General features: G+C 62.2%; 17 protein-coding genes and 1 tRNA gene. 5 read left to right on the top strand and 13 right to left on the bottom strand.

Annotation, left to right across the window (positions count from 1 at the left end; all coding sequences use genetic code 11):
* The first annotated feature begins 43 nt into the window (after nt 1-43).
* A complete protein-coding gene (locus RR51_RS21455) occupies nt 44-1,084 on the top strand; it encodes a TauD/TfdA family dioxygenase (RefSeq protein ID WP_039614612.1) in 1,041 nt (346 codons plus the stop codon).
* A 17-nt stretch (nt 1,085-1,101) separates the two neighbouring features.
* Nucleotides 1,102-1,896, top strand: coding sequence for a TSUP family transporter (locus tag RR51_RS21450; protein ID WP_039614611.1), 795 nt, complete (start codon nt 1,102-1,104; stop codon nt 1,894-1,896).
* A gap of 8 nt (nt 1,897-1,904) precedes the next feature.
* Here RR51_RS21450 and RR51_RS21445 read toward each other — a convergent pair whose 3' ends face one another.
* Complete coding sequence (locus RR51_RS21445; protein WP_025337507.1) at nt 1,905-2,714, bottom strand: helix-turn-helix domain-containing protein; 810 nt, start codon at nt 2,712-2,714, stop codon at nt 1,905-1,907.
* Nucleotides 2,715-2,892: 178 nt separating this feature from the next.
* Here RR51_RS21445 and RR51_RS21440 point away from each other — a divergent pair, with 178 nt between their 5' ends.
* A complete protein-coding gene (locus RR51_RS21440; RefSeq protein WP_039614610.1) occupies nt 2,893-4,335 on the top strand; it encodes an alanine/glycine:cation symporter family protein in 1,443 nt (480 codons plus the stop codon).
* Between the two features lie 71 nt (nt 4,336-4,406).
* Entirely contained in the window at nt 4,407-5,396 is a 990-nt protein-coding gene (locus tag RR51_RS21435) for an asparaginase (protein ID WP_039614609.1), read from the top strand.
* Between the two features lie 117 nt (nt 5,397-5,513).
* Here the strand turns inward: RR51_RS21435 and RR51_RS21430 are convergent.
* The 9 genes from RR51_RS21430 to RR51_RS21385 form a co-directional block, all read right to left on the bottom strand.
* Nucleotides 5,514-5,609: transfer RNA gene (locus RR51_RS21430), tRNA-Sec, on the bottom strand.
* Nucleotides 5,610-5,615: 6 nt separating this feature from the next.
* Nucleotides 5,616-7,538: a selenocysteine-specific translation elongation factor gene (gene selB / locus RR51_RS21425; RefSeq protein WP_039614608.1), complete on the bottom strand. Its 1,923-nt coding sequence runs from the start codon at nt 7,536-7,538 to the stop codon at nt 5,616-5,618.
* Complete coding sequence (selA, locus tag RR51_RS21420) at nt 7,535-8,962, bottom strand: L-seryl-tRNA(Sec) selenium transferase (RefSeq protein WP_039614607.1); 1,428 nt, start codon at nt 8,960-8,962, stop codon at nt 7,535-7,537. Before selA ends, selB begins: the two co-directional genes overlap by 4 nt.
* A 159-nt stretch (nt 8,963-9,121) precedes the next feature.
* Nucleotides 9,122-10,042 carry a formate dehydrogenase accessory protein FdhE gene (gene fdhE / locus RR51_RS21415; RefSeq protein ID WP_039614606.1) on the bottom strand — a complete coding sequence of 307 codons (921 nt, stop codon included), beginning with the start codon at nt 10,040-10,042 and terminating at the stop codon, nt 9,122-9,124.
* A 4-nt stretch (nt 10,043-10,046) separates the two neighbouring features.
* Nucleotides 10,047-10,703, bottom strand: a complete 657-nt coding sequence (locus RR51_RS21410) for a formate dehydrogenase subunit gamma (RefSeq protein ID WP_013970651.1) — start codon at nt 10,701-10,703, stop codon at nt 10,047-10,049.
* Complete coding sequence (gene fdxH / locus RR51_RS21405) at nt 10,700-11,650, bottom strand: formate dehydrogenase subunit beta (protein ID WP_039614605.1); 951 nt, start codon at nt 11,648-11,650, stop codon at nt 10,700-10,702. Before fdxH ends, RR51_RS21410 begins: the two co-directional genes overlap by 4 nt.
* The gene (fdnG, locus tag RR51_RS21400) at nt 11,650-14,718 is read right to left on the bottom strand and encodes a formate dehydrogenase-N subunit alpha (protein ID WP_152619920.1); all 3,069 of its coding nucleotides are present in this window, start codon (nt 14,716-14,718) and stop codon (nt 11,650-11,652) included. Before fdnG ends, fdxH begins: the two co-directional genes overlap by 1 nt.
* 272 nt (nt 14,719-14,990) lie before the next feature.
* The gene (locus RR51_RS21390) at nt 14,991-15,752 is read right to left on the bottom strand and encodes an SDR family NAD(P)-dependent oxidoreductase (RefSeq protein ID WP_039614603.1); all 762 of its coding nucleotides are present in this window, start codon (nt 15,750-15,752) and stop codon (nt 14,991-14,993) included.
* Nucleotides 15,753-15,773: 21 nt separating this feature from the next.
* Nucleotides 15,774-16,559 (bottom strand): sulfite exporter TauE/SafE family protein, encoded by a 786-nt coding sequence (locus RR51_RS21385; protein WP_039614602.1) that lies wholly within the window; start codon nt 16,557-16,559, stop codon nt 15,774-15,776.
* A gap of 199 nt (nt 16,560-16,758) precedes the next feature.
* Here RR51_RS21385 and RR51_RS21380 point away from each other — a divergent pair, with 199 nt between their 5' ends.
* A complete protein-coding gene (locus RR51_RS21380; protein WP_039614601.1) occupies nt 16,759-18,141 on the top strand; it encodes an aminotransferase-like domain-containing protein in 1,383 nt (460 codons plus the stop codon).
* 232 nt (nt 18,142-18,373) lie between these two features.
* Here the strand turns inward: RR51_RS21380 and RR51_RS21375 are convergent, their stop codons facing one another.
* From RR51_RS21375 to RR51_RS21365, 3 genes are all read right to left on the bottom strand, one after another.
* Nucleotides 18,374-18,832 carry a hypothetical protein gene (locus RR51_RS21375; protein WP_039614600.1) on the bottom strand — a complete coding sequence of 153 codons (459 nt, stop codon included), beginning with the start codon at nt 18,830-18,832 and terminating at the stop codon, nt 18,374-18,376.
* Between the two features lie 310 nt (nt 18,833-19,142).
* On the bottom strand, nt 19,143-19,685 hold the full coding sequence (locus RR51_RS21370) for a single-stranded DNA-binding protein (RefSeq protein WP_013970644.1): 543 nt from the start codon (nt 19,683-19,685) through the stop codon (nt 19,143-19,145).
* 9 nt (nt 19,686-19,694) lie between these two features.
* Nucleotides 19,695-21,089: an MFS transporter gene (locus tag RR51_RS21365; RefSeq protein ID WP_039614599.1), complete on the bottom strand. Its 1,395-nt coding sequence runs from the start codon at nt 21,087-21,089 to the stop codon at nt 19,695-19,697.
* Nucleotides 21,090-21,180: the final 91 nt, after the last annotated feature.

The following is a 21,180-nucleotide window of genomic DNA, read 5'->3' as shown; positions in this document are numbered from 1 at the left end:
GCCAGCCGGGGAGCTTCTCAAAAACAAGTACAGGGAACGTTCAATGCCTCGTTCGGAAGTTGCATACCTGGATTTCAGCCCGGAGCAAAGCAAAGCCATAGCCTTTGCAAGCCAGACCATTGCTGACTTGGGTGGCCCGGAGGCCAAAGGAGTAGCACTTCAGGCTCGTATATTCGCCGATCAACTCGAGCAAGCCTTGAGTGAGGAACAGCGTGCGCTGTTACAACGCTTCAGTGAGGGCCAGCTATCTGCCTTGATGTACAGGCAGATGCCTTGTGCCAACGAGCCAATACCAGAGTACCTGCCCGACATTTCCGCCCTGGCGCAAAACCCTCGCTGCCAATACCTTGCCTCCCGCAATCAACTGCTGCTGGAGCTCGTGCGCCACCGCAGTTTCGCCTTCGATATAGACAACGATGGTAAACAGGTTCGCCTGGTCGGCAACTTCAAGGGCGGTGGCCGCATCCCGCGGCTCGGCGAAGATCCCTGCCTGGAAGTTGAAACCAGCTCGCATGCGGGCTTGCGCTTGGGGCCGCACACTGAAGCGCCTTACAACTGCTCGACAATTTCCACCAATGCCAACTCCCCTGCTCCCTCTGCACTGATTCTGACTGCGCGCTGGAACCCCGCCAATGAACCTACGCATGTCTTCCCGCTCCGGGGAATCATTGAACGCCTGGGTAGCCTGGACACACTTGCGCTGACTTCAACGTCCTTCGATTTCACCCGCAGTGACTGCTTCGCTCACGGACAGGGCAATGCAGGCAAAGCAGTTTCAATGCTGCAATTCGAGCCCAATGGTGGTTTTTCTGTTCGTTACAACAGCTATCGCTTCAGCCTGAATGACCGCGCCTGCAGCGCAGCGGCGCGCGCTTTCGACGCCTTTCAGAAAGCACTGGATAACGCACGACCACTGGCGTTTGTCCTGCAGCCTGACAGCGCATTGTTGATCAACAACAGCCGAGCCTTGCACGGCCGCGACATGGTCCAGGACAACCGGCGGCTGCTCATCCGTCAATTCGGATACTCCCCCTTCGCAGTACCGTTGGTGCTCGCTGAAGACCCGCTGCTGGTGCGTGGCTGATCCCAGGAGAACACCCAATGATCGAATTCGACGTAACGCTTGTTCTGATCCTCGCACTGGTGGCACTGATGGCCGGCTTTTTCGATGCCATCGCCGGTGGCGGGGGCCTGATCACGCTCCCGGTGTTGTTCATTGCCGGTATCGAACCCTTGGCGGCAATTGCCACCAACAAGTTCCAGGCGGCTTCGGCTACGGTTTCGGCTACGTGCGCCTTCGCCCGCAAAGGCATGATCGACTGGAGACAAGGCAGTCCAATGGCTGTCATGTCGTTTATCGGAGGGGCGTTGGGTGCCTTGTCGATAACTTACGTGCCCAAAAGCGTTCTGCAGGCGTGCGTTCCACCTCTGCTGATCCTGATAGCCGCCTACTTTGCCTTCAGTCCAAAGCCGAATGAACGAGCGCGCAAGGCAAAGATATCGACCAGCCTGTTCTGCATTACGGTTGCACCAATCATTGGCTTTTATGACGGGATCTTCGGCCCTGGCGTCGGCTCGTTCTTCATGCTGGCCTGCGTGATCCTCTTGGGCCAGCACTTGATACAAGCCGTGTGCACCAGCAAGCTATTGAACGCAGCCTGTAACCTGGGCGCGTTGTCAGTCTTTTCACTGAGCGGGGCGATCATCTGGCCGCTCGCACTGGCAATGGCATTCGCTGCTTTTGTGGGGGCTCAACTGGGCGCACGCTGCGCAGTACACTTTGGCCCCCGTCTGATCAAGCCATTGCTGGTCTGTGTTTGCTGTATCATGGCAATCAAGTTGCTGCTCGACCCAGGCAACCCTGTTGGCGAGTGGTTACATCAACTTGTTCTCTGAAAAAAGCATCACTCGATTTCGAACAGACTGTTACGCAACGGCCCCACGCTAAGGCGCTCACGCACATCGTCATCTATGCGTGGATCATCCGGCTGGTACAGTTTTACCTGCCGGTAGACATTGATGCGATTGATCTCCTCTCCCAGGTAGTCCCACACAACCCGAGTGCAGGCCGGGTTTCGCCGGTCTCCGCTGGATACGCCGGCCTTCAGGCCGTTGAGCCGGGTAATGCGGCTTTTGAAACTGGGGATGAGGATAGTCTGGCTCATCTCGTTGAACGTCAGCGACTCGTAATCGACCAAGAACATCCGGTCCTGCAGCTGGAACGCCGCTCCCAGATAGCGACAACGCACCTCGGCATGGGGGTTGGTGGCGCTGGAACGCTCCTGGCGTTCCTGGCGTTCGAAAAGGAACTGCCCGCGCTCCTCCCACAGGTGCACCAATGACACCAGGACCGTACCCGGAACCGACATGCAGTTGGAATATTCCAGGTAGTAACCGCAATAGCGCGACAGGTTCCCCGCATGGGCGTGCAACGGGCGGAACAGATCACTGATCGGGTCGCCAGGCTGCTCGGCCGGGGTCGACACGCGGGCACCGATCAGGCGGCTGAACTGCTCGGGTGGCAAATGCAATTCGTAATCTTCTACCCCGAAGAAATCGCCGATGCGCTTGAGGTTGTAGGCCGTCGGGCGGCTTTGCCCACTCAGGTACTTGTTGAACTGCGCGCGGTTGATCGACAGCTGGCGGCAAACTTCGGAGATAGAGCGGTAGTGGCTGCAGGCCAGTTTGAGGTTGGTAGCGAAATGATCGCTCATGACTCGGGACTCAGGTGACGCGAATGGCGCAATTGTAGCATCAAGTTGCACCAAATCAGAGCAACCCGCGAAATTGTAACCGCTCTTGTCATAGCCAACCATGCGCCCCACGAATAGCGGTGCGCCTGCCGTCCGCTGATCTTTCCACACGAACAATAAGAATCGAGGTCATTTTCCAATGCTCGAAGTACTCAACGATTTCCTCTCGGGGAAACTTCTCATTGTGCTGATCGTAGGGCTGGGTAGCTACTTCACTATCCGCTCCCGGTTCGTCCAGTTCCGCCACTTCGGCCACATGTTCGGTGTGTTCAAGGAATCGCTGCGTGGCCAGGCAGGCCAGCTGAGCTCCTTCCAGGCCCTGATGCTGAGCCTGGCTGGCCGCGTTGGTGCCGGTAACATCGCCGGTGTCGGCATTGCCGTGACCCTGGGTGGCCCAGGTGCCGTGTTCTGGATGTGGGTCACCGCACTGGTGGGTATGTCCAGCAGCTTCTTCGAATGCACCCTGGCCCAGGTCTACAAGCGCGCCGATGGCGACGGCCTGTACCGTGGTGGCCCGGCGTACTACATCCAGCACGGCCTGAAGCTGAAAAGCATGGCCATCGTGTTCTCGGTCCTGCTGCTGGTCACCTACGGCTTCGCCTTCATCGGCCTGCAGTCGTACACCGTGACTCACTCGCTGCAGAACGCCTTCGCCTTCGACCCTAAGCACACCGGCATCGTCCTCGCCGTGCTGCTGGCCATCACCTTCATCGGCGGCATCAAGCGCATCGCCGCGGTGTCGGACCTGCTGGTACCGGTCAAGACCCTGGCGTACATCGGCGTGACCCTGTACGTGATCGGCACCCAGATCGAGCACGTGCCAGCCATGCTGGAAACCATCTTCAAGAGTGCCTTCGGCCTCGACCCGGCGTTCGGCGGCCTGCTCGGCAGCGCCATCGTCATGGGCGTGAAGCGTGGTGTGTTCGCCAACGAAGCGGGCCTGGGCAGTGCGCCAAACGTCGCAGCCGTGGCCGCCGTGAAACACCCGGGTGCGCAGGGCGTTGTCCAGGCATTCAGCGTGTTCCTCGACACCTTCGTGATCTGCACCTGCACCGCGTTGCTGATCCTGTTGTCGGGCTTCTACACCCCGGGCTTCGAAGGTGACGGCATCGTCCTGACCCAGAACTCGCTGGCCGCCGTGGTCGGTGACTGGGGCCGCGTGTTCGTCAGCGTGGCACTGTCGCTGTTCGTGTTCACCTGCATCCTCTACAACTACTACCTGGGCGAAAACAGCCTGCAGTTCCTCAGCCGCAATCGTGTGGTACTGATAGTATTCCGTGGCCTGGTACTGGCGCTGGTTGTATGGGGCTCGTTGCAGGACCTGTCGACTGTGTTCGCCTTTGCCGATATCACCATGACCTGCCTGGCCTTCGTCAACCTGGTGGCCCTGGCCCTGCTGTTCAAGGTCGGCCTGCGGGTGATGCGCGACTACGACGACCAGCGCAAGGCGGGCGTCGACCAACCGGTGTTCGACTCGGCCAAGTTTGCCGACCTGGACCTGGATCGCAATGCCTGGCCTGCCAATCCGCAGGTGGAAACAGCCACTGACAAAGCAGTCGGCGAAGTCCAGACTCAACGCTGATATTCTCCCCTGCCAGCCGCCCCGTCCGTGGGCGGCTTACCTTCTTCCGCTCACCGCTACGGATACTTCCCATGCGAGCAGTAAAGAATCTCCTCGTGCTCTATACCGGGGGCACCATCGGCATGCTCGAAACCCCCGAAGGCCTGGCGCCGGCCGGTGGCTTCGAAGCACGCATGCGCGAACACTTTGCCCAGTTGGCCGATGCACCCCAGGTGCAATGGACCTTGCAGGAACTGAACCCGCTGCTCGACAGCGCCAACATGCAACAGCACAACTGGCTGGCGATGCGCGATGCAATCGTCGCAGCGGTAGAGGTGGCTGGCCATGATGGCGTGCTCGTGCTGCATGGCACCGACAGCCTGGCCTACAGCGCCGCGGCGTTGTCGTTCCTGCTGCTGGGCCTTCCGGTGCCAGTGCTGCTGACCGGCTCGATGCTGCCGGCAGGTAGCGCGGACAGCGACGCCTGGGGCAACTTGTGCGGCGCACTGCGCCAGTTCGAACAAGGGCTGGAAGATGGCGTGCAACTGTACTTCCATGGGCAGCTGCTGCATGGCTGCCGGGCGTCGAAGCTGCGCAGCGAGGCGTTCGATGCCTTTGCCGCGCTGCCGCGCCATCGTGACAGTGAGCGCGCAACGGCGATCCCTGCCGAGCTTGGCTACAAGCACCCGCGCCAGCCGGTCAACCTGGCGGTAGTGCCGGTGTTCCCGGGCCTGCAGGCCGGGCATTTGCAGGCACTGCTGGGCAGCGGCGTGCAGGGTTTGCTGCTGGAATGCTACGGCAGCGGAACCGGGCCGTCGGATGACCAGGCGTTACTGGATGTGCTGAGCGCGGCACGCCAGCGGGGTGTGATGCTGGCAGCTATCAGCCAGTGCCCTGAGGGGTCGGTGGTGTTCGATACCTATGCGGCGGGTAACCGCTTGCGCGGGGCCGGGCTGGTCAGTGGCGGGGGCATGACCCGGGAGGCGGCGCTGGCCAAGATGGTTGCGTTGCTGGGGGCCGGGCTGGATGTCGAAACGGCAGAGCGGTGGTTTGCCCTGGACCTGTGTGGGGAACGGGCCTGAGTGTTGCCTGGTCTGGCCCTATCGCCGGCAAGCCAGCTCCCACAGGGATAACACGGTCTGTGGAGTACCTGCGGGAGCTGGCTTGCCGGCGATAGGGCCCTGACAGGCAAAAGAAAATGGCGGAAGGCAGCGGGAGTCGAACCTGCCCGGGAACGGCTGCCGTCCCCAACCGGGTTTGAAGCCCGGCCGCGCCACCGGGCGCGATTGCCTTCCTTGAACTCAGTGCCTGGCCTGCTGCTGGGCCAGGGCGCTTTCGGCGCGAATGTGACGCTGATCGGCCACCCTCCGGGTCAGGCCGATGCGGTCGAAGTACTCCAGAATCTGCACACTGCGCTTGCGACCGATGCCCAACATATCGCGAAACGCGGCAACCTGCACTATCGGCGTTTCACTGGCCTGCCCCAGCAGCAGCTCTGCCATGCGCTGTAGCGTCGCCTCGGGGTAGAACAGGTCGCGCACCACCTGGTGCACCAGGCCCAACCGGGCCAGCTTGCGCAGCAACAGGCGCACATCGGCTTCGGCACAATTTTCCTCGCTCGCCAGCGTCCGGACCCAGGGCGGATCGTATTGCCCCGCCAGCAACTTCGGTTGCAGACTCGCCCATAATGCACTGTCGGCTTCGCTCAACTGCACCTTGTGATCGGGCAGGTGCAGCCAAGGCCCGCTGCTGGCAATGGCGCCGTCTTCGAGCAACTCATCCAGCAGGCTGACAAAAGCGGGCCGCTCCAGCGGCAAGGCAGCAAAGCGGCGCAGGCGGTCGCGGTCCGGGCCGAGCTGGTCGGGCTCCTGTTCATGGAACCGCGCCAGCTGCTCCAGCACCTGGCGCTTGAGCGCCTGCCACCGGGCACTGGCAAACAGCAGTTGGCCCTGCCGCGTAGCCACCACCAGCACATCTTCCGGCAACTGCCAGGTTTCGCGCAGGCGATTGAACTGCCGTTCCAGACGTTGCGGGTCGATACCCCCGGGTGCGCTGGCAAGCAGTGCCGGCAAGGCCTGCTCCAGGTCCTCGGCATCACGCAGCACCTGCAATTGGCGCAGGCGCTCATCACTGCGACGCTGACGGCTTGGCGCGAACGGATCGAGTACCTTGCCGCCCCCCAGTGTGCGCTGGGCACGCTGATCGCGCAGCACCAAGCGGTCGCCGTGTACCGCCTGCAGCGGCGCGTTGAGCAGCAACTGGGCGAACATGCGCTGGCCTGCCACCAAGGTTTCACCCTCGAGCAAGGCTACCCGGGCCGTTACATCCTGGGTGCCCAGGTGCACGTGCACAGCGCTGAAATGCTCGAAGGTACGGGTCTCGCCCGGCAACAGGTTCAACTCGACATCCACCCGCACGCTAGGCGCATGCAGCCACTCGGGCACCAGCCAGCCCCCCCGGCGCACCTGCTCCACCGCCAGGCGTTCGGCAGCAATGTTCAGTGCCACCCGCTGGCCCGCTTCGGCCACCAGTGCGGCCTGGTTCTGCGCATGCAGGCCACGCACCCGCACCGGTTTGCCGGCCTTGCCCAGTAACAAGGTGTCACCGGCACTGACCCGCCCGGCCAGCGCCGTGCCCGTGACCACCACACCCGCACCGGTAACGGCAAAGGCGCGGTCGACGGCCAGGCGGAAACCGCCGCGCACGCTGCGCTGGCACACGCGCTGTTGCGCGGCCAGCAAGGCCTGGCGCAAGGCATCGATACCTTCGCCGGTCACACTGGACAACGGAAACTGCCGCGCACCGGCATATGGGCCCGGCGCCAGAAGTTCGCTGACCTGTGCCTGCACTTCGGCCAGGCGGGCCGGCTCTACACGGTCGCATTTGCTGATCGCCACCAGGGCTTGTGGGATGCCCAGCAACTCGATGATCGCCAGGTGCTCGCGGGTTTGAGGCATCACCCCGTCGTCGGCCGCGACTACCAGCAGCACCAGATCGATGCCATGGGCGCCGGCCAGCATGTTGTGGATAAAGCGCTCGTGACCGGGCACGTCGATGAAGCCGGTCAGCGCTGCGCCCTCGGTCAACGCCGCATAGCGATAGCCAAGGTCGATGGTCATGCCACGGGCGCGCTCCTCCTGGCGCTGGTCACCGGCCTGGCCGGTCAGGGCCTGGAGCAGTGCGGTCTTGCCGTGGTCGATGTGGCCGGCGGTACCAACGATCACTGTACCGGCCCCAATTGCAGGGCGGGCAACTGAGCCAGCCACTGGGCCTCGTCATCCAGTTGGCGCAGGTCCAGCCACAGGGCGTCATCGTCGATTCGGCCGAGCACTGGCACGGGCAGACCGCGCAAGGCGCGCTCCAGTACATGCAGGCTGCGCCCGCGCAACTTCTTCGACACCTGCGGGCGCAGGCACAATGCCGCACTTGGCAGGCGGGCCACCGGTTGGCTGCCACTGCCAATCATGCCCAACGCCGGCTCCACACTGACCGCCCATTGCTCGCCGAGGCGGGCTTTGATTTCAGGGGCCAGGCGCTCGGCCTGGGCCTGGATTTCTGCCTGGCTGCGGGTCAGCAGGCGCAAGCTGGGCAGGCGCTCGGCCAGGCGGTCGGGGTTGCGGTACAACGCCAGCACCGCTTCGAGTGCGGCAAGGGTGATCTTGTCGACCCGCAGCGCGCGCTTGAGCGGGTTCTTCTTGATTCTGGCGATCAGCTCCTTGCGCCCGACGATGATTCCGGCTTGCGGCCCGCCCAGCAGTTTGTCGCCGCTGAAGGTGACGATATCGGCGCCGTCAGCAAGGGCCTGACGCACAGTAGGCTCGGCGGGCAGGCCCCAGCGGGCAAGGTCAAGCAGGCTGCCGCTGCCAAGGTCTTCGAGCAACGGCAAGTCATGTTGGTGGGCGATACGCGCCAGCTCGGCGGTGGGCACCTGGGTAGTGAAGCCCTGAATGCTGTAGTTGCTGCAATGCACCCGCATCAGCAGGCCCGTACGCGGGCTGATGGCGGCCTCGTAGTCACGGGCGTGGGTGCGGTTGGTGGTGCCGACTTCGTGCAGCTTCACGCCGGCGCGGGCCATGATGTCGGGGATGCGGAAGGCACCGCCGATCTCGATCAGTTCACCGCGGGAGATGATCCCCTCCTTGCGCGCACCCAGGCTGTTGAGCGCCAGCAGCACGGCGGCGGCGTTGTTGTTGACCACGGTGACGGCTTCGGCGCCTGTCAGCTCGCGGATCAGGCCCTCGATCAGGTCGTCACGGTCGCCGCGCTTGCCGGTGGCCAGGTCGAACTCAAGGTTGAGCGGGTAGCGGGCGGCGGTCTGCATGGCCTCGATGGCCTCCTCTGGCAACAGTGCGCGGCCGAGGTTGGTGTGCAACACGGTGCCGGTGAGGTTGAACACTCGGCGGACCTGGCTGCGTTGCTGGGTGGCCAAGCGTTCGCCAGTGCGGCCCAGCAGGACTTCAGCGGCCAGTTCGGCGGTGCTGAGCTGGCCGGTGCGGGCGGGGTCGCGCAGATCGTCGAGCAGTTGCCGCAGGGTGGCGAGGACCGCGTCGCGACCGTGGCGGTCGATCAGCGGGAGGCAGGCTGGGTGGCGCAAAAGGGTGTCGATGGAGGGCAGGCGTGGGGTGTCGCTGGCTAGGCTGGAGGACATGCGGTACTACCTTGGACTGATCCGTTGTCTGTACTGGCCTCTTCGCGGGTAAACCCGCGCCTACAAGGGCCGCGCAAGCCTCAAAAGCTGCGCGGGCCCTGTGGGAGCGGGTTTACCCGCGAAGAAGGCGACTCGGTCTTACAGTGTAGACACTCTCCATTACCCGGGTGCGAGCATCAGGTTCGGTGCCAACCGATGGAAGCCCTCCTCGTCCAGGCGAATGTCCAGTGCCAGGCTGGCCAGGTCATCGGCCAGCGGCTCGGCCGCCGCATCGTTTTCCAGGTAGTTCTGCTTCAGGTAGCTCTCGCACTCCGGGCAGCACTCCGCCCGTAGCGGCGCCTTGCCCGGCGCATGGCGGTCATCGTCAAGGCTGGTATAGCGCAGGTCCTTGCTCGACTCGCAGTACACGCATTTGACCCGCACCACATGCCATTCGCAGGCACACAGCGAACAAGCCAGGTAGCGCAGGCCATTGTGCTTGCCGCGGTTGCGCACCACCCCGGCCATCGCCGGCGAACCGCAGGCCGGGCACTGGGCCAGGCTGTCGGCGGGCTTGAGCTCTGGCGCGGGCAGCGCCAGCAACCAGCTGGACCAGGCCGCCTGCAAGGCCGCACCAATGAACGGCACCAGCGCCGCAGGCACGGCATCGTACTGACCGGCAAGCAAGGCGATGCCCCAACCCTTGCGTTGACAGTCGTCACTGCTGCGCAGAACTTGCAGCGCCTCCCCTAATGGACCGCTGGCCTGCGGATTGAAGTGCTCGAGCAAGGCCTGCAACCAGACCAGCCACGGCCCTTCACGCACCAGGCTGTCCGCCGCCAGTGGCGGCAAACCATGACTTATGCACAGGCGCTGACGCTCCTCTGCCACCGGCATGCCAGCGGGCGGGTTATCCACAAGCTGCTGCTGGATACGGCACAAACGAGCCACCAGCTTCAGGTATTCGCCAAGGGCATTGCCCTCGGCCAGCTGCTCCAGGCGCGCGGCGCGCAGTTCGAACAGGTTGGCGGGGGGCAGGTACAGAAACGGCGGCATCACTGCCGACGCTTCGATCTGCCCGGGTTCGAGTATCGTGCTCAAGCGCTCATCCTTCTTTTCGTCCGTGATTGCCCGGCGTCTTGTCACCAGTCACTTCGCGGTACCACAACTCATGGTGCTTGCGCGCCCAGGCGCGGCTGACCCAGCCATGCAGCATGGCGCCGATCGAGCCCTTGATCCAGATACCGGCGTAGATGTGCACGATGATGCTGAGGATCAGCACGAACGCCGCCAGGGCGTGGAGCAGCGCAGACAGGCGAATGACCTCGATGCCGAACAAATGGCTGAAGTATGCGCGCCAGATCACCACGCCGCTGACCAGCAGAACCAGCATGCACACCAGCAGGGTCCAGAACAACAGCTTCTGCCCGGCGTTGTACTTGCCGATCGGTGGCACACCCTCCTCCTTGTTGAGCATCACCCGGTCCACCCGGCGCAGCCACAGTCGGTCATTGGCAGTGATGAAATTGGCGCGCCAGAAACGCAGCACCAAGCCGAGGAAGAACACGAACATCGCCACCCCGAGGAAGGGGTGCAGGATGCGTGTCCACGGGCCACCGCCGAACAGGTTGCTGAGCCAGAACAGCGCCGGATGGAACAGCGCCAGCCCCGACAGGCCAGCCAGGATGAACAGGATCGCGACGACCCAGTGGTTGCTGCGCTCGTTGGCGTTGTAGCGCAGGATGGGTTTGTTGTCGTTCATGGTCGCTGCTCCCCTTGCCCACCGGGCTTGGTCGGATCATAGACATGGACCGACGGGTCCACCTGGTGCACGCTTTCATCCGCGGGTGTCGGGTGTTCGTCCTCCTCCACCCGCTGTGGCCCCACCCGCACATAGTGGAAGAACCCGGCCAGCACCGCAGCCCCCATGGCCAGCAGCGCCAGCGGCTTGGTAAAGCCCTTCCACAGCCCCACCAGCGGGCTGATCACCGGCTGGTCCGGCAGGCCGGCGTACAGCTTCGGCGTGTCGGCATGGTGCAGCACATACATCACGTGGGTGCCACCGACGCCGTCCGGGTCGTACAGCCCAGCCTTGTCGTAGCCTCGCGACTTGAGATCGACGATGCGCTCGGCAGCATGCACCTTCATCTCGTCCTTGGTGCCGAACACGATCGCCCCGGTCGGGCAGGTTTTCACGCAGGCCGGCTCCAGGCCCACGGTCACGCGGTCGGAACACAGGGTGCACTTGTACGCCTTGTGGTCCTTCTGCGAAATACGCGGGATATTGAACGGGCAACCGGTGATGCAGTACCCACAACCGATGCAGTGGTCCTGGTTGAAGTCGACGATGCCGTTGGCGTGCTTGATGATCGCTCCCGGGCTCGGGCACGCCTTCAGGCAACCTGGCTCGGCGCAGTGCATGCAGCCATCCTTGCGAATCAGCCACTCCAGGTTGCCGTCGTCGCGCTCGTGCTCGGTGAAGCGCATCAGGGTCCAGGTCTCGGCGGTGAGGTCCTGGGGGTTGTCGTAGGTGCCGTGGTTGTGGCCGACCTCGTCACGCAGTTCGTTCCACTCCGAACACGCCACCTGGCAAGCCTTGCAGCCGATGCACTTGGTGGTGTCGATCAGCTTGGCGACTTCCTGCTGCTGGCGTACCGAAGGCGGTACGGTGGTGGTGGCCGAGCGGGCGATGATGTCTTGGCTGGCCATCAGAGTTTCTCCACTTTGACGAGGAACGACTTGGACTCTGGCGTCTGGGTATTGCCGTCACCCAGGAAAGGCACCAGGGTGTTGGTCAGGTAGCCATGCCGCGTAGCCCCGGTGAAGCCCCAGTGCAGCGGGATGCCGATCTGGTGCACGGTCTGGTTGTTGACCTGGAGCGGGCGAATCCGCTTGGTCACTACCGCCACCGCATCGATATGCCCGCGCTTGCTCGATACCCGCACCCGGTCACCGGCCTTGATACCTTTCTCGTTGGCCAGCACCTCGCCAATTTCGACGAACTGCTCGGGCTGGGCAATGGCGTTGAGCCGGCAATGCTTGCTCCAGAAGTGGAAGTGCTCGGTCAGCCTGTACGTGGTCGCCGCGTACGGGAACTCGTCGTGCTTGCCGAGGGTGTCCCACACCGAGTCGAACACCCGCCCGGCCGGGTTGCTGGTGGCCTTCTTGTTCTGCGGGTGCAGCGGGTTTATGCCAATCGGCGTCTCGAACGGCTCGTAGTGCTCGGGGAACGGGCCTTCGGCCATCTTGTCGATGGCAAAGAACCGCGCCACGCCTTCGGGGTTCATGATGAACGGGTTCATCCCCGCCTCGGGCGGCGAGTCGACCTTGAAGTCGGGCACATCGGTCCCGGTCCAGGCCTTGCCGTTCCACCACACCAGGCGCTTCTTCTCCGGGTCCCACGGCTTGCCTTGCGGGTCGCTGGAAGCACGGTTGTAGAGGATGCGGCGGTTGGCCGGCCAGGCCCAGGCCCAGTTCTGCACCTGGTGCATGCCGTACGGGTCGCTGTTGTCACGGCGAGCCATCTGGTTACCCTGCTCGGTCCAGCTGCCGGCGAAGATCCAGCAACCGGACGCAGTGCTGCCGTCGTCCTTGAGCTGGCCAAAGCCCGCCAGTTGCTGGCCGGCCTTGAGCACTGCGCCAGTCGGATCGGTGACGTCCGTCACCGCCCAGCCGTTCATTTCCTTGGCCAGCTCCTCCGGGGATGGCTCTTCAGGGACCTTGTATGGCCAGTTGATGTTCATCAGCGCGTCAGGATAGGCGCCGCCTTCGGCCTGGTAGCGTCGCCGCAGGCGCAGGAACAGCTCGCTCATGATGTGAACGTCGGTGCGGGTCTCGCCCGGGCCGTCGGCGCCCTTCCAGTGCCACTGCAGCCAGCGGCTGCTGTTGACCAGCGAGCCGTCTTCCTCGGCAAAGCAGGTAGTGGGCAGGCGGATCACTTCGGTCTGGATGTTGGCCGTGTCGACATCGTTGAACGGCCCGGCGTTGCGCCAGAACTCCGAGGTCTCGGTGGCCAGCGGGTCCATGATCACCAGCCACTTGAGTTTGCTCAGGGCAGCAGTGACACGGTTCTTGTCCGGCAGCGCGGCAATCGGGTTGAAACCTTGGCACATGTAGCCGTTTACCTTGCCCTGGCCCATCATCTCGAACATGCGCAGCACGTCGTAGGCCGGCACATCAAGCTTGGGCAGCCAGTCGTAGCCCCAGTTGTTCTCCGCCGTGGCATTGGCGCCGTACCACGCCTTCATCAGGCTGACATGGAACTTGCCGTAGTTCTGCCAGTACGACAGTTGGCCAGGACGCAGTGGCTTGGAGGCGCGCTTGTCGATATAGGCGGCATAGTCCTGCTCGGCGTCGCCGGCAAGTGTCAAGTAACCCGGCAACGAGTTGGACAGCAGGCCGAGGTCGGTCAGGCCCTGGATGTTGGAGTGCCCGCGCAAGGCGTTGACCCCGCCACCTGGCATGCCGACGTTACCCAGCAGTAACTGCACCATGGCCGCACTGCGGATGATCTGCGCACCGATCGAGTGCTGCGTCCAGCCCAGCGCGTAGAGGATCGTCATGGTTTTGCCCGGTACCGAGCAGGTGGCGATCTCTTCCCAGATCTTCAACATGGCGTCCTGCGGCATGCCACAGGTCATGCTTGCCAGTTCCGGTGTATAGCGGCTGTAGTGCTGCTTCATCAGCTGGAACACGCAGCGCGGGTGCTGCAGCGTCGGGTCAACCTTGGCAAAGCCGTCTGCACCCAGCTCGTAACCCCAGCCGGACTTGTCGGCATACACGCGCTTGGCCTCGTCGTACCCGCTGAACAGGCCATCCTCGAAGCCATAGCTCTCTTTGACGATGAACGACACGTCGGTGTAGTTGCGCACGTACTCGTGCTGGATCTTGTCGTTGCTCAGCAGGTAATTGATCAGCCCGCCCATGAAGGCGATGTCGGTACCAGTACGGATCGGTGCGTAGTAGTCCGCCACCGAAGCGGTACGGGTAAACCGCGGGTCGACCACGATCAGCCGCGCCTTGTTGTGCGCCTTGGCCTCGGTCACCCACTTGAAGCCGCACGGATGCGCTTCTGCTGCGTTGCCACCCATCACCAGGACCAGATTCGCATTGGCGATATCGGACCAGTGGTTGGTCATGGCGCCACGGCCGTACGTCGGGGCAAGACTTGCCACCGTCGGGCCATGTCAGACACGAGCCTGGTTATCGAACCCCAGCATGCCTGTTGCGCGGATGACCTTGTGGGTCAGGTAGCCGGCCTCGCTGGAGGCGGCGGAAGCAGCAAGAAAACCGGTGGTAAGCCAGCGGTTGACCGTTTGCCCCTGGGCGTTCTTTTCGATGAAGTTGGCGTCGCGGTCCTGCTTCATCAGGTCGGCAACGCGATCGAGCGCCTCGTCCCAGCTGACCCGCACCCACTCCTTGCTGCCCGGCTTGCGTACCTCGGGGTACTGCAGGCGGCTCGGGCTGTGGATGAAGTCCAGCAAGCCGGCGCCTTTCGGGCAGAGGGTGCCGCGGTTGACCGGGTGGTCGGCGTCACCTTCGATATGGATGATGTTCTGTTTGACGTTCTTGCCCGCATCGCCCTGGCTGTACATGATCAGGCCGCAGCCGACCGAGCAGTAGGGGCAGGTGTTACGGGTTTCTTTGGTATGCGCCAGCTTGAAGTGACGCACCTGCTCGGCGAATGCTGGTGTCGGGGCCATGCCCAACGCCGCAAGGCTCGAGCCTCCAAGGCCGACGGCGGCGACCTTGAAGAACTGCCGACGGTTCAGGTCCATCGTGCACTCCTGATCAGGTGGTGGACGCACGGAACATGGCCGGCGCCTCTTGGTAGTCACGGTGGCGGCCAATTGATGGCCGCCAACAGTTAAGACTAGCCAAGAATCGAGAAGGTGCGATGACATGGGTCAGCTGAAGGCGCTGTGCTGCCTGATTCGCGGGTGAACCCGCTCCCACAGTTACTGCACATGCCCGAAACAGGGCGCTATTCCTGTGGGAGCGAGCGTGCCCGCGAACACCGGCAACACCGGTGCCATCCACCACCGGCCGATCAGCAAGCCGGCAGGTTGCGCACCACGTTCAGCGCCGCACTGCTCTGGGCCACCGGCATGATCTCGATGGTATTGATGTTCACATGCGCCGGCTGCTCGGCAATCCAGGCCACCGTGGCCGCGATGTCCTCGGGCAGGATGGCCTCCACGTCCCGATACAGCGCCTGCACGGCATCCAGATCACCGTTCAGGCGCACCACCGAGAAATCGGTCCCCGAGCACAGCCCAGGCTCGATGTTGCTCACTCGAACGCGGGTGCCCGCCAGATCGGCGCGCAGGTTGAGGCTGAACTGGCGAACGAAGGCCTTGCTGGCGCCATACACGTTACCGCCCGGGTAGGGATAGGTGCCGGCGATCGAGCCGATATTGATGATCATGCCGCTGTCAGCTTCCACCATCTGCGGCAGGATCTTGTGGGTGACCATGGCCAGGCCAGTGATGTTGGTGTCGATCATCCGCTGCCAGTTTTCCGCACTACTGGCCTGGGCACGGTCCACGCCCAGCGCCAGCCCGGCATTATTGACCAGCAGGTCGACCTGCAGTGACGCATCAGTAATCTGCTCGACCGCCTTCTCGAGCGACACCGGGTCGGTGACATCCAGCGCCAGCGGAATGAAATTGACGCCCAGCTCGGCGGCCAGCGCTTGCAGCTTGTCCATGCGCCGGGCGCCACCGATCACGCGGTAGCCTTTGCCGATCAAGGTACGGCAGATGGCGCGGCCAAAGCCCGAGGAGGCGCCGGTTACGAATGCGGTTTTCATCAGTTGTCTCCTATGGAAGGGTCAGGCCAGGTACTTCACGCCCAGGCTGGTGAACAGGCAGAGCATCGAGAACACCAGCGCCTTGCGCACCACTTCGTTGCCCTTGCGCAGGGCCAGTGCGCTGCCCAGGTGGTTACCGAGGATGTTGCAGGCCACCAGCGGCACCGCCAGCAGGTAGACGACCTTGCCGGCAATGACGAAGGCCACCAAAGCGCCGATGTTGGATGCGAAGTTGAAGGTTTTTGAATTGGCCGAGCTGGAGACCAGGTCCATGCGCAACAGGTAGTGGAACGCGATGATGAACATGCTGCCGGTACCCGGGCCGAAGAAGCCGTCGTAGAAGCCGATGGCCAGGCAGGTCAGCGGCACCACGGTGAAGAGCATGCGCGATGACAGTTCGCGCTCCTCGACCAAGCGGTCCTTGGGGGTGAGGAAGATGAGGATGCCGAAGGGGATCAGCGCCAGGATGATCTTGCCCACAGCTTCCTGGGAGATCGAGACGATCAGGTGCGCTCCCAGGTAGGCACCGAGCAACGAGAATGGCACGCCGACCAGCGCCACCTGCCAGACCATCTTGCTGTTGGCCAGGAAGTTGCGAATGGCTGCCAGTGTGCCAAGGGTACTGACCAGTTTTTCCTGGCCGAGGGCAACCTGCGGTGGCATGCCGACCAGCAGAAAGCCCGGCACCAGCAACAACCCGCCGCCACCGGCAATGCTGTCTACGAAGCCGGCAACGAAAGCGATAGCCCCAAGCATGAGCACCGCCAGCAACCAGTGTTCCGCCCAGAAAGCGCCCAGAATTTCCATAGCGAAGTCCATCCAGTGGAGTTTTCTGCCAAGCACAACGCAAATGTGCATGTCCCAATCAGCGCGATGATTGTAATTACAAAAATTGAATCGATGCAATATCGAATTAAATCGACTCAATGACGAATATTGCCATCATTACCCGCATCTTGGCTTTCATGTTAGGCTGCGCGCAATTGCAGAATCTGGTGCCATTTCCATGTGGGTCCCTCAATACGGCGATCAAACCCAGCCGGTTTACCTGATGATCGCTAATGCCCTTGAACAGGACATCGAAAGTGGTCGGCTTGCAGCAGGCGATCGTTTGCCCACCCTCAAAGACCTTGCCGAGGCACTGAATGTAACCCCCGGCACCGTTGGAAGAGCCTACGACGAAGCCGCCAAGCGCGGGCTGGTGGTTGGAGAGGTAGGCCGTGGCACATTTGTCAGGCAGTTGCGACAGCGGTTATCCGCCCCGTCGGTGCACACACCAGCTACTGGCGAAAGCAGCCAGATCGATCTCTCGATCATCAAACCCAACGACGCCCACATGAGTGAGTGGCTGGGTGCGGCCATCAGCGAGCTGGCCACCTCTGCGGACCTGGGACAGGTACTCGACTATGTGACAGAAGGTGGTCACACCTCCCACAAACAAGCAGGTGCAGCCTGGATTCAGCGCTGGCTGCCTGATGCCCGCTGGCAACAGGTTGTACTGACCTCTGGCGCCCAGCATGGACTATTGGTGGCCATCAGCAGCCTGTCGAAGAGCGACGATGTGGTGTTGTGCGAATCGTTCTGCTACCCAGGCATCATCTCCCTGGCCCACAGCATGGGCCGCCGCCTGCGTGGCGTGGCCATGGACGAGCATGGCCTTATTCCCGAGGCATTGCGCGCGGCCTGCCTGGAGCATCGCCCTTCCCTGTTGGTGTGTGTCACCACCCACCAGAACCCCACCAACTCGATCATGCCCCACGCACGGCGCCAGGCCATCGCAGAGATCGCCCGCGAGTTCGATCTGTTCATCGTCGATGACGATATCTACGGTTTCCTTGAACCCGCACCGGATTACCAGCCACTGGCGGCGTATGCGCCAGAACGTTCGGTGTATCTCACCAGCCTGTCCAAAAGTGTGCTGCCGGCGCTGCGTATCGGTTACCTGTACGCCCCACCGCAAACCCTCTCGCGGCTATCGTCGATGGTACGCAGCAGCGTCTGGATGCCATCTCCGTTGATGGCACAACTGGCCAGCAACCTGATCAACAGCGGCATGGCCGACCAGTTGGTGCGAGAACAACAGGAAGAGGCTGCCGCGCGCCAGCAAATGGCCCAGGAGATCCTTGGCAAGTACAAGATCCGCAACCAGCCCAACAGCTTCCACATCTGGCTGGAGTTGCCCGAGCCATGGACCAGCGACGAATTCGCCAACCTGGCGCGTAACAACGGCGTCACGGTAGTTAGTGGCAGCCAGTTCCTGCCAGAGCGCAGCCACGCCAGCTGCGGCGTGCGCATCGCCCTGATGGCCCCCAGCCGCCAGGAACTGGGCTTTGCCCTGACCAAGCTGGTCAGCTTGCTGGACTCGCCGGAGCCGCGGTTGTTTTATTGAACTGGACTGGTATTGGTGTAGTCGTGCCATTGGGGCACTATGCGCCCGTTTCGCGACGCGAGACCACTCCAACAGGCACTCGGTTTCACAGGGCTCGATTTGTAGCCGTCAACCAAACAGGTACAGCAGAACGGCACCAGCCAAAAGATCTGAGGGCAGACTGTCAAGCAAGAGGCATAACTTGAATCAATGACGAATGTGACGCTAACAAGGCCCGAACATACTCGCTCGACTACAAGTCGATGAATACACTGAAATTATCTCCTTCCAGATATCGGACAGAAACCTGACCGCTAACATCTTGCCCATCTTCCGTTACAAACTTGTAATGGGACAGGAGAAAATCCTCCCGATAAACAATGCCTTCATCCCGCTGCTTCCCGCCCCACGCCATTATCAACCCGCCGGCCATTGCAACGAGGCCGGAGTTCGCTTGTATGTGTTGAATCAGAGTTGGGCCTGAAAACCGGTCATAATAAATAACCTCAGGCCCAAACAGGAAGATGCCAAGGCCCAGTGCGGAAATTGCGAAACCAATGCCTATCAGTACTCGACCGTAAAACGCAGCGTCCCCAGCAGGCCCCTCAAGATGAGCCGCATACATCTCGGAAAAACCGGAGACATCGTAGTTTCGCGCGTCTGATTTCAGGTTTATTTGACCTAACAGGCATTCCTTCTCAGCACTTTGCATGATCCACTCCTTTAAAAAGTGAATACTAAGCGATCAGAATAGAAAAAGTGCGCTCCACTAAAACTTCAGAAGTCTCTGACATTTACGGTCAGCGTTTCCTATAACCATATAAAATTGGCAATATCTTATAGGCATTTTTCCTACTCAATGGGCTGCCGAGATTCCCGCAATATCGCGAAGCTGGCGCCCTATCCTCGCCGCTTTCTTTTTAGAGGAAAGCCCGCACAGCACTACCACTGTTTGCTCATAAAAAAACCCAAGACATCTGCCTTGGGTTTTTGGTTTTTTGCCAGCTGCTTAACGGCTTGGATCAGAACGGAATATCGTCATCGAAGCTGTCGAAGTCAGCCGCCGGCTGCGGGGCTGGCTGCTGCGGGGCCGGGCGCTGAGGAGCCTGTTGCGGGCGCGGGGCCTGCTGGCGTGGGGCCTGGTTGTACTGCTGCGGCTGGCCGCCACCGTAGTTGCCGCCACCCTGGTTGTACGGGTCACCGCCCTGCTGCTGGTTCTGCGGACGACCGCCGAGCAGCTGCATGGTGCCGTTGATGTCGACGATGATCTCGGTGGTGTAGCGCTTGATGCCGTCTTTTTCCCACTCGCGGGTCTGCAGCTTGCCTTCGATGTAGCACTGCGAACCCTTGCGCAGATATTCGCCGGCGATTTCGGCAACCTTGCCGAACAGCGACACACGGTGCCACTCGGTACGCTCGACCTTCTGGCCCGACTGCTTGTCGGTCCACTGCTCGCTGGTAGCCAGGCTCAGGTTGGTCACGGCGTTACCGTTGGGCAGGTAGCGGACTTCGGGATCCTGGCCACAGGTGCCGACCAGAATGACTTTGTTAACCCCACGGGCCATAACGTTCTCCTAGGCTTCGCACGCCGAAGAGGCCGGGTTCACCAGGCGCTCGAGGGTCGTACGGTCCAAAATTTTCGTATCCAGTTTGATATAGATGGCGGCTTCTTCCGCCACCACGACGGCGTCGGTCACACCCGGTACAGCCATCAGGCGCTCGGTCAGGCCGGCTTCCCGGACTGCCTCTGGCGTCAGCGGCATGCGCAGGCTGGTCACATAGGGCGGCTCGTTCATGCGCAAGGCGACGACCAACCAGATGGCACACAGTACCGCACAACCGAGGAACACCATGTTCAGCCCGCCGTGCTGGAACAACCAGCCACCGAGGATTCCTCCCAGGGCAGCGCCGAGGAACTGGCTGGTGGAGTAGACCCCCATTGCCGTCCCCTTGCCACCTGCAGGCGACACCTTGCTCACCAGTGAAGGCAGCGATGCCTCCAGCAGGTTGAATGCAGTAAAGAATACCACGGTGCCGATCACCAGTCCGCGCAAACCGTCAGCCCACTGCCAGAAGAACACCTCCACCAGCAGCAATACACTGACCGCCCCGGCCAGCACGCGTTTCATCTTGCGCTTTTTTTCGCCATAGATGATGAACGGGACCATTGCAAAAAATGAGATGAACAACGCGGTCAGGTATACCCACCAGTGCTGCTCCTTCGGCAGGCCGCCGCGCTCGACAAAGGCCAGTGGCAATGCGACGAAGCTGGCCATGAGGATGGCGTGGAGGATGAAGATGCCCACATCCAGGCGCAGAAGGTCCGGATGGCGCAGGGTCGGGCCGATGGCCTGGCGCGCCACACCCGACTCACGGTGCTGCAGGATGCTGTGGGTATTGGGCACCAGAAAGGCGATCAGCAGGATGCCGACCAGGGCAAGTCCTGCCGTGGCGAGGAACAATCCTGACAAGCCAAAGGCACGAGTCAGCAATGGGCCGACGACCATGGCGACAGCAAACGAAAGGCCGATGCTCATGCCGATCATGGCCATGGCCTTGGTCCGATGCTGCTCGCGGGTGAGGTCGGACAGCAGCGCCATGACCGCAGCGGAAATCGCCCCGGCACCCTGCAGGATACGCCCGGCAATCACACCCCAGATGGAGTCGGCCTGGGCCGCCAATACACTGCCCAGGGCAAAGATGACCAGCCCCAGGTAAATCACAGGCCGGCGGCCGATGCGATCGGAAATGATCCCGAACGGGATCTGCAATACGGCCTGGGTCAGGCCATAGGCACCAATGGCCAGGCCGATCAGCGCAGGCGTGGCACCGGCCAGGTCCATGCCGTAGGTGGCCAGCACCGGCAAGACCATGAACATGCCCAGCATACGAAAGGCAAAGACCAGGGCCAGGCCGCCAGCGGCGCGGGTTTCGCCGCCACTCATACGCTCGTTGTGGGTGTCGTGCATGGATTAACCTCGTGTGAACCGGCGGCGATTCTATCAGTCCGACAGCTTGACGGCATCTACGCGACGCTTTGCCGCGTACTGGCAGCGCGCC

It is taken from the genome of Pseudomonas sp. C5pp (genome assembly GCF_000814065.1).
GTDB classification, from domain to species: Bacteria; Pseudomonadota; Gammaproteobacteria; order Pseudomonadales; family Pseudomonadaceae; genus Aquipseudomonas; species Aquipseudomonas asiatica.
This window is presented reverse-complemented; position numbering and strand designations above follow the sequence as displayed.

Bases quoted from the DNA above. Each gene is read 5' to 3' on its own strand.
- RR51_RS21380 (WP_039614601.1), top strand. From the start codon at position 16,759: ATGTGGGTCCCTCAATACGGCGATCAAACCCAGCCGGTTTACCTGATG.
- RR51_RS21445 (WP_025337507.1), bottom strand. From the start codon at position 2,714: ATGAGCGATCATTTCGCTACCAACCTCAAACTGGCCTGCAGCCACTAC.
- RR51_RS21435 (WP_039614609.1), top strand. From the start codon at position 4,407: ATGCGAGCAGTAAAGAATCTCCTCGTGCTCTATACCGGGGGCACCATC.
- RR51_RS21450 (WP_039614611.1), top strand. From the start codon at position 1,102: ATGATCGAATTCGACGTAACGCTTGTTCTGATCCTCGCACTGGTGGCA.
- fdxH (WP_039614605.1), bottom strand. From the start codon at position 11,650: ATGGCCAGCCAAGACATCATCGCCCGCTCGGCCACCACCACCGTACCG.
- RR51_RS21370 (WP_013970644.1), bottom strand. From the start codon at position 19,685: ATGGCCCGTGGGGTTAACAAAGTCATTCTGGTCGGCACCTGTGGCCAG.
- RR51_RS21440 (WP_039614610.1), top strand. From the start codon at position 2,893: ATGCTCGAAGTACTCAACGATTTCCTCTCGGGGAAACTTCTCATTGTG.
- RR51_RS21375 (WP_039614600.1), bottom strand. From the start codon at position 18,832: ATGCAAAGTGCTGAGAAGGAATGCCTGTTAGGTCAAATAAACCTGAAA.
- RR51_RS21410 (WP_013970651.1), bottom strand. From the start codon at position 10,703: ATGAACGACAACAAACCCATCCTGCGCTACAACGCCAACGAGCGCAGC.
- RR51_RS21455 (WP_039614612.1), top strand. From the start codon at position 44: ATGCCTCGTTCGGAAGTTGCATACCTGGATTTCAGCCCGGAGCAAAGC.
- selA (WP_039614607.1), bottom strand. From the start codon at position 8,962: ATGTCCTCCAGCCTAGCCAGCGACACCCCACGCCTGCCCTCCATCGAC.
- RR51_RS21365 (WP_039614599.1), bottom strand. From the start codon at position 21,089: ATGCACGACACCCACAACGAGCGTATGAGTGGCGGCGAAACCCGCGCC.
- RR51_RS21390 (WP_039614603.1), bottom strand. From the start codon at position 15,752: ATGAAAACCGCATTCGTAACCGGCGCCTCCTCGGGCTTTGGCCGCGCC.
- RR51_RS21385 (WP_039614602.1), bottom strand. From the start codon at position 16,559: ATGGAAATTCTGGGCGCTTTCTGGGCGGAACACTGGTTGCTGGCGGTG.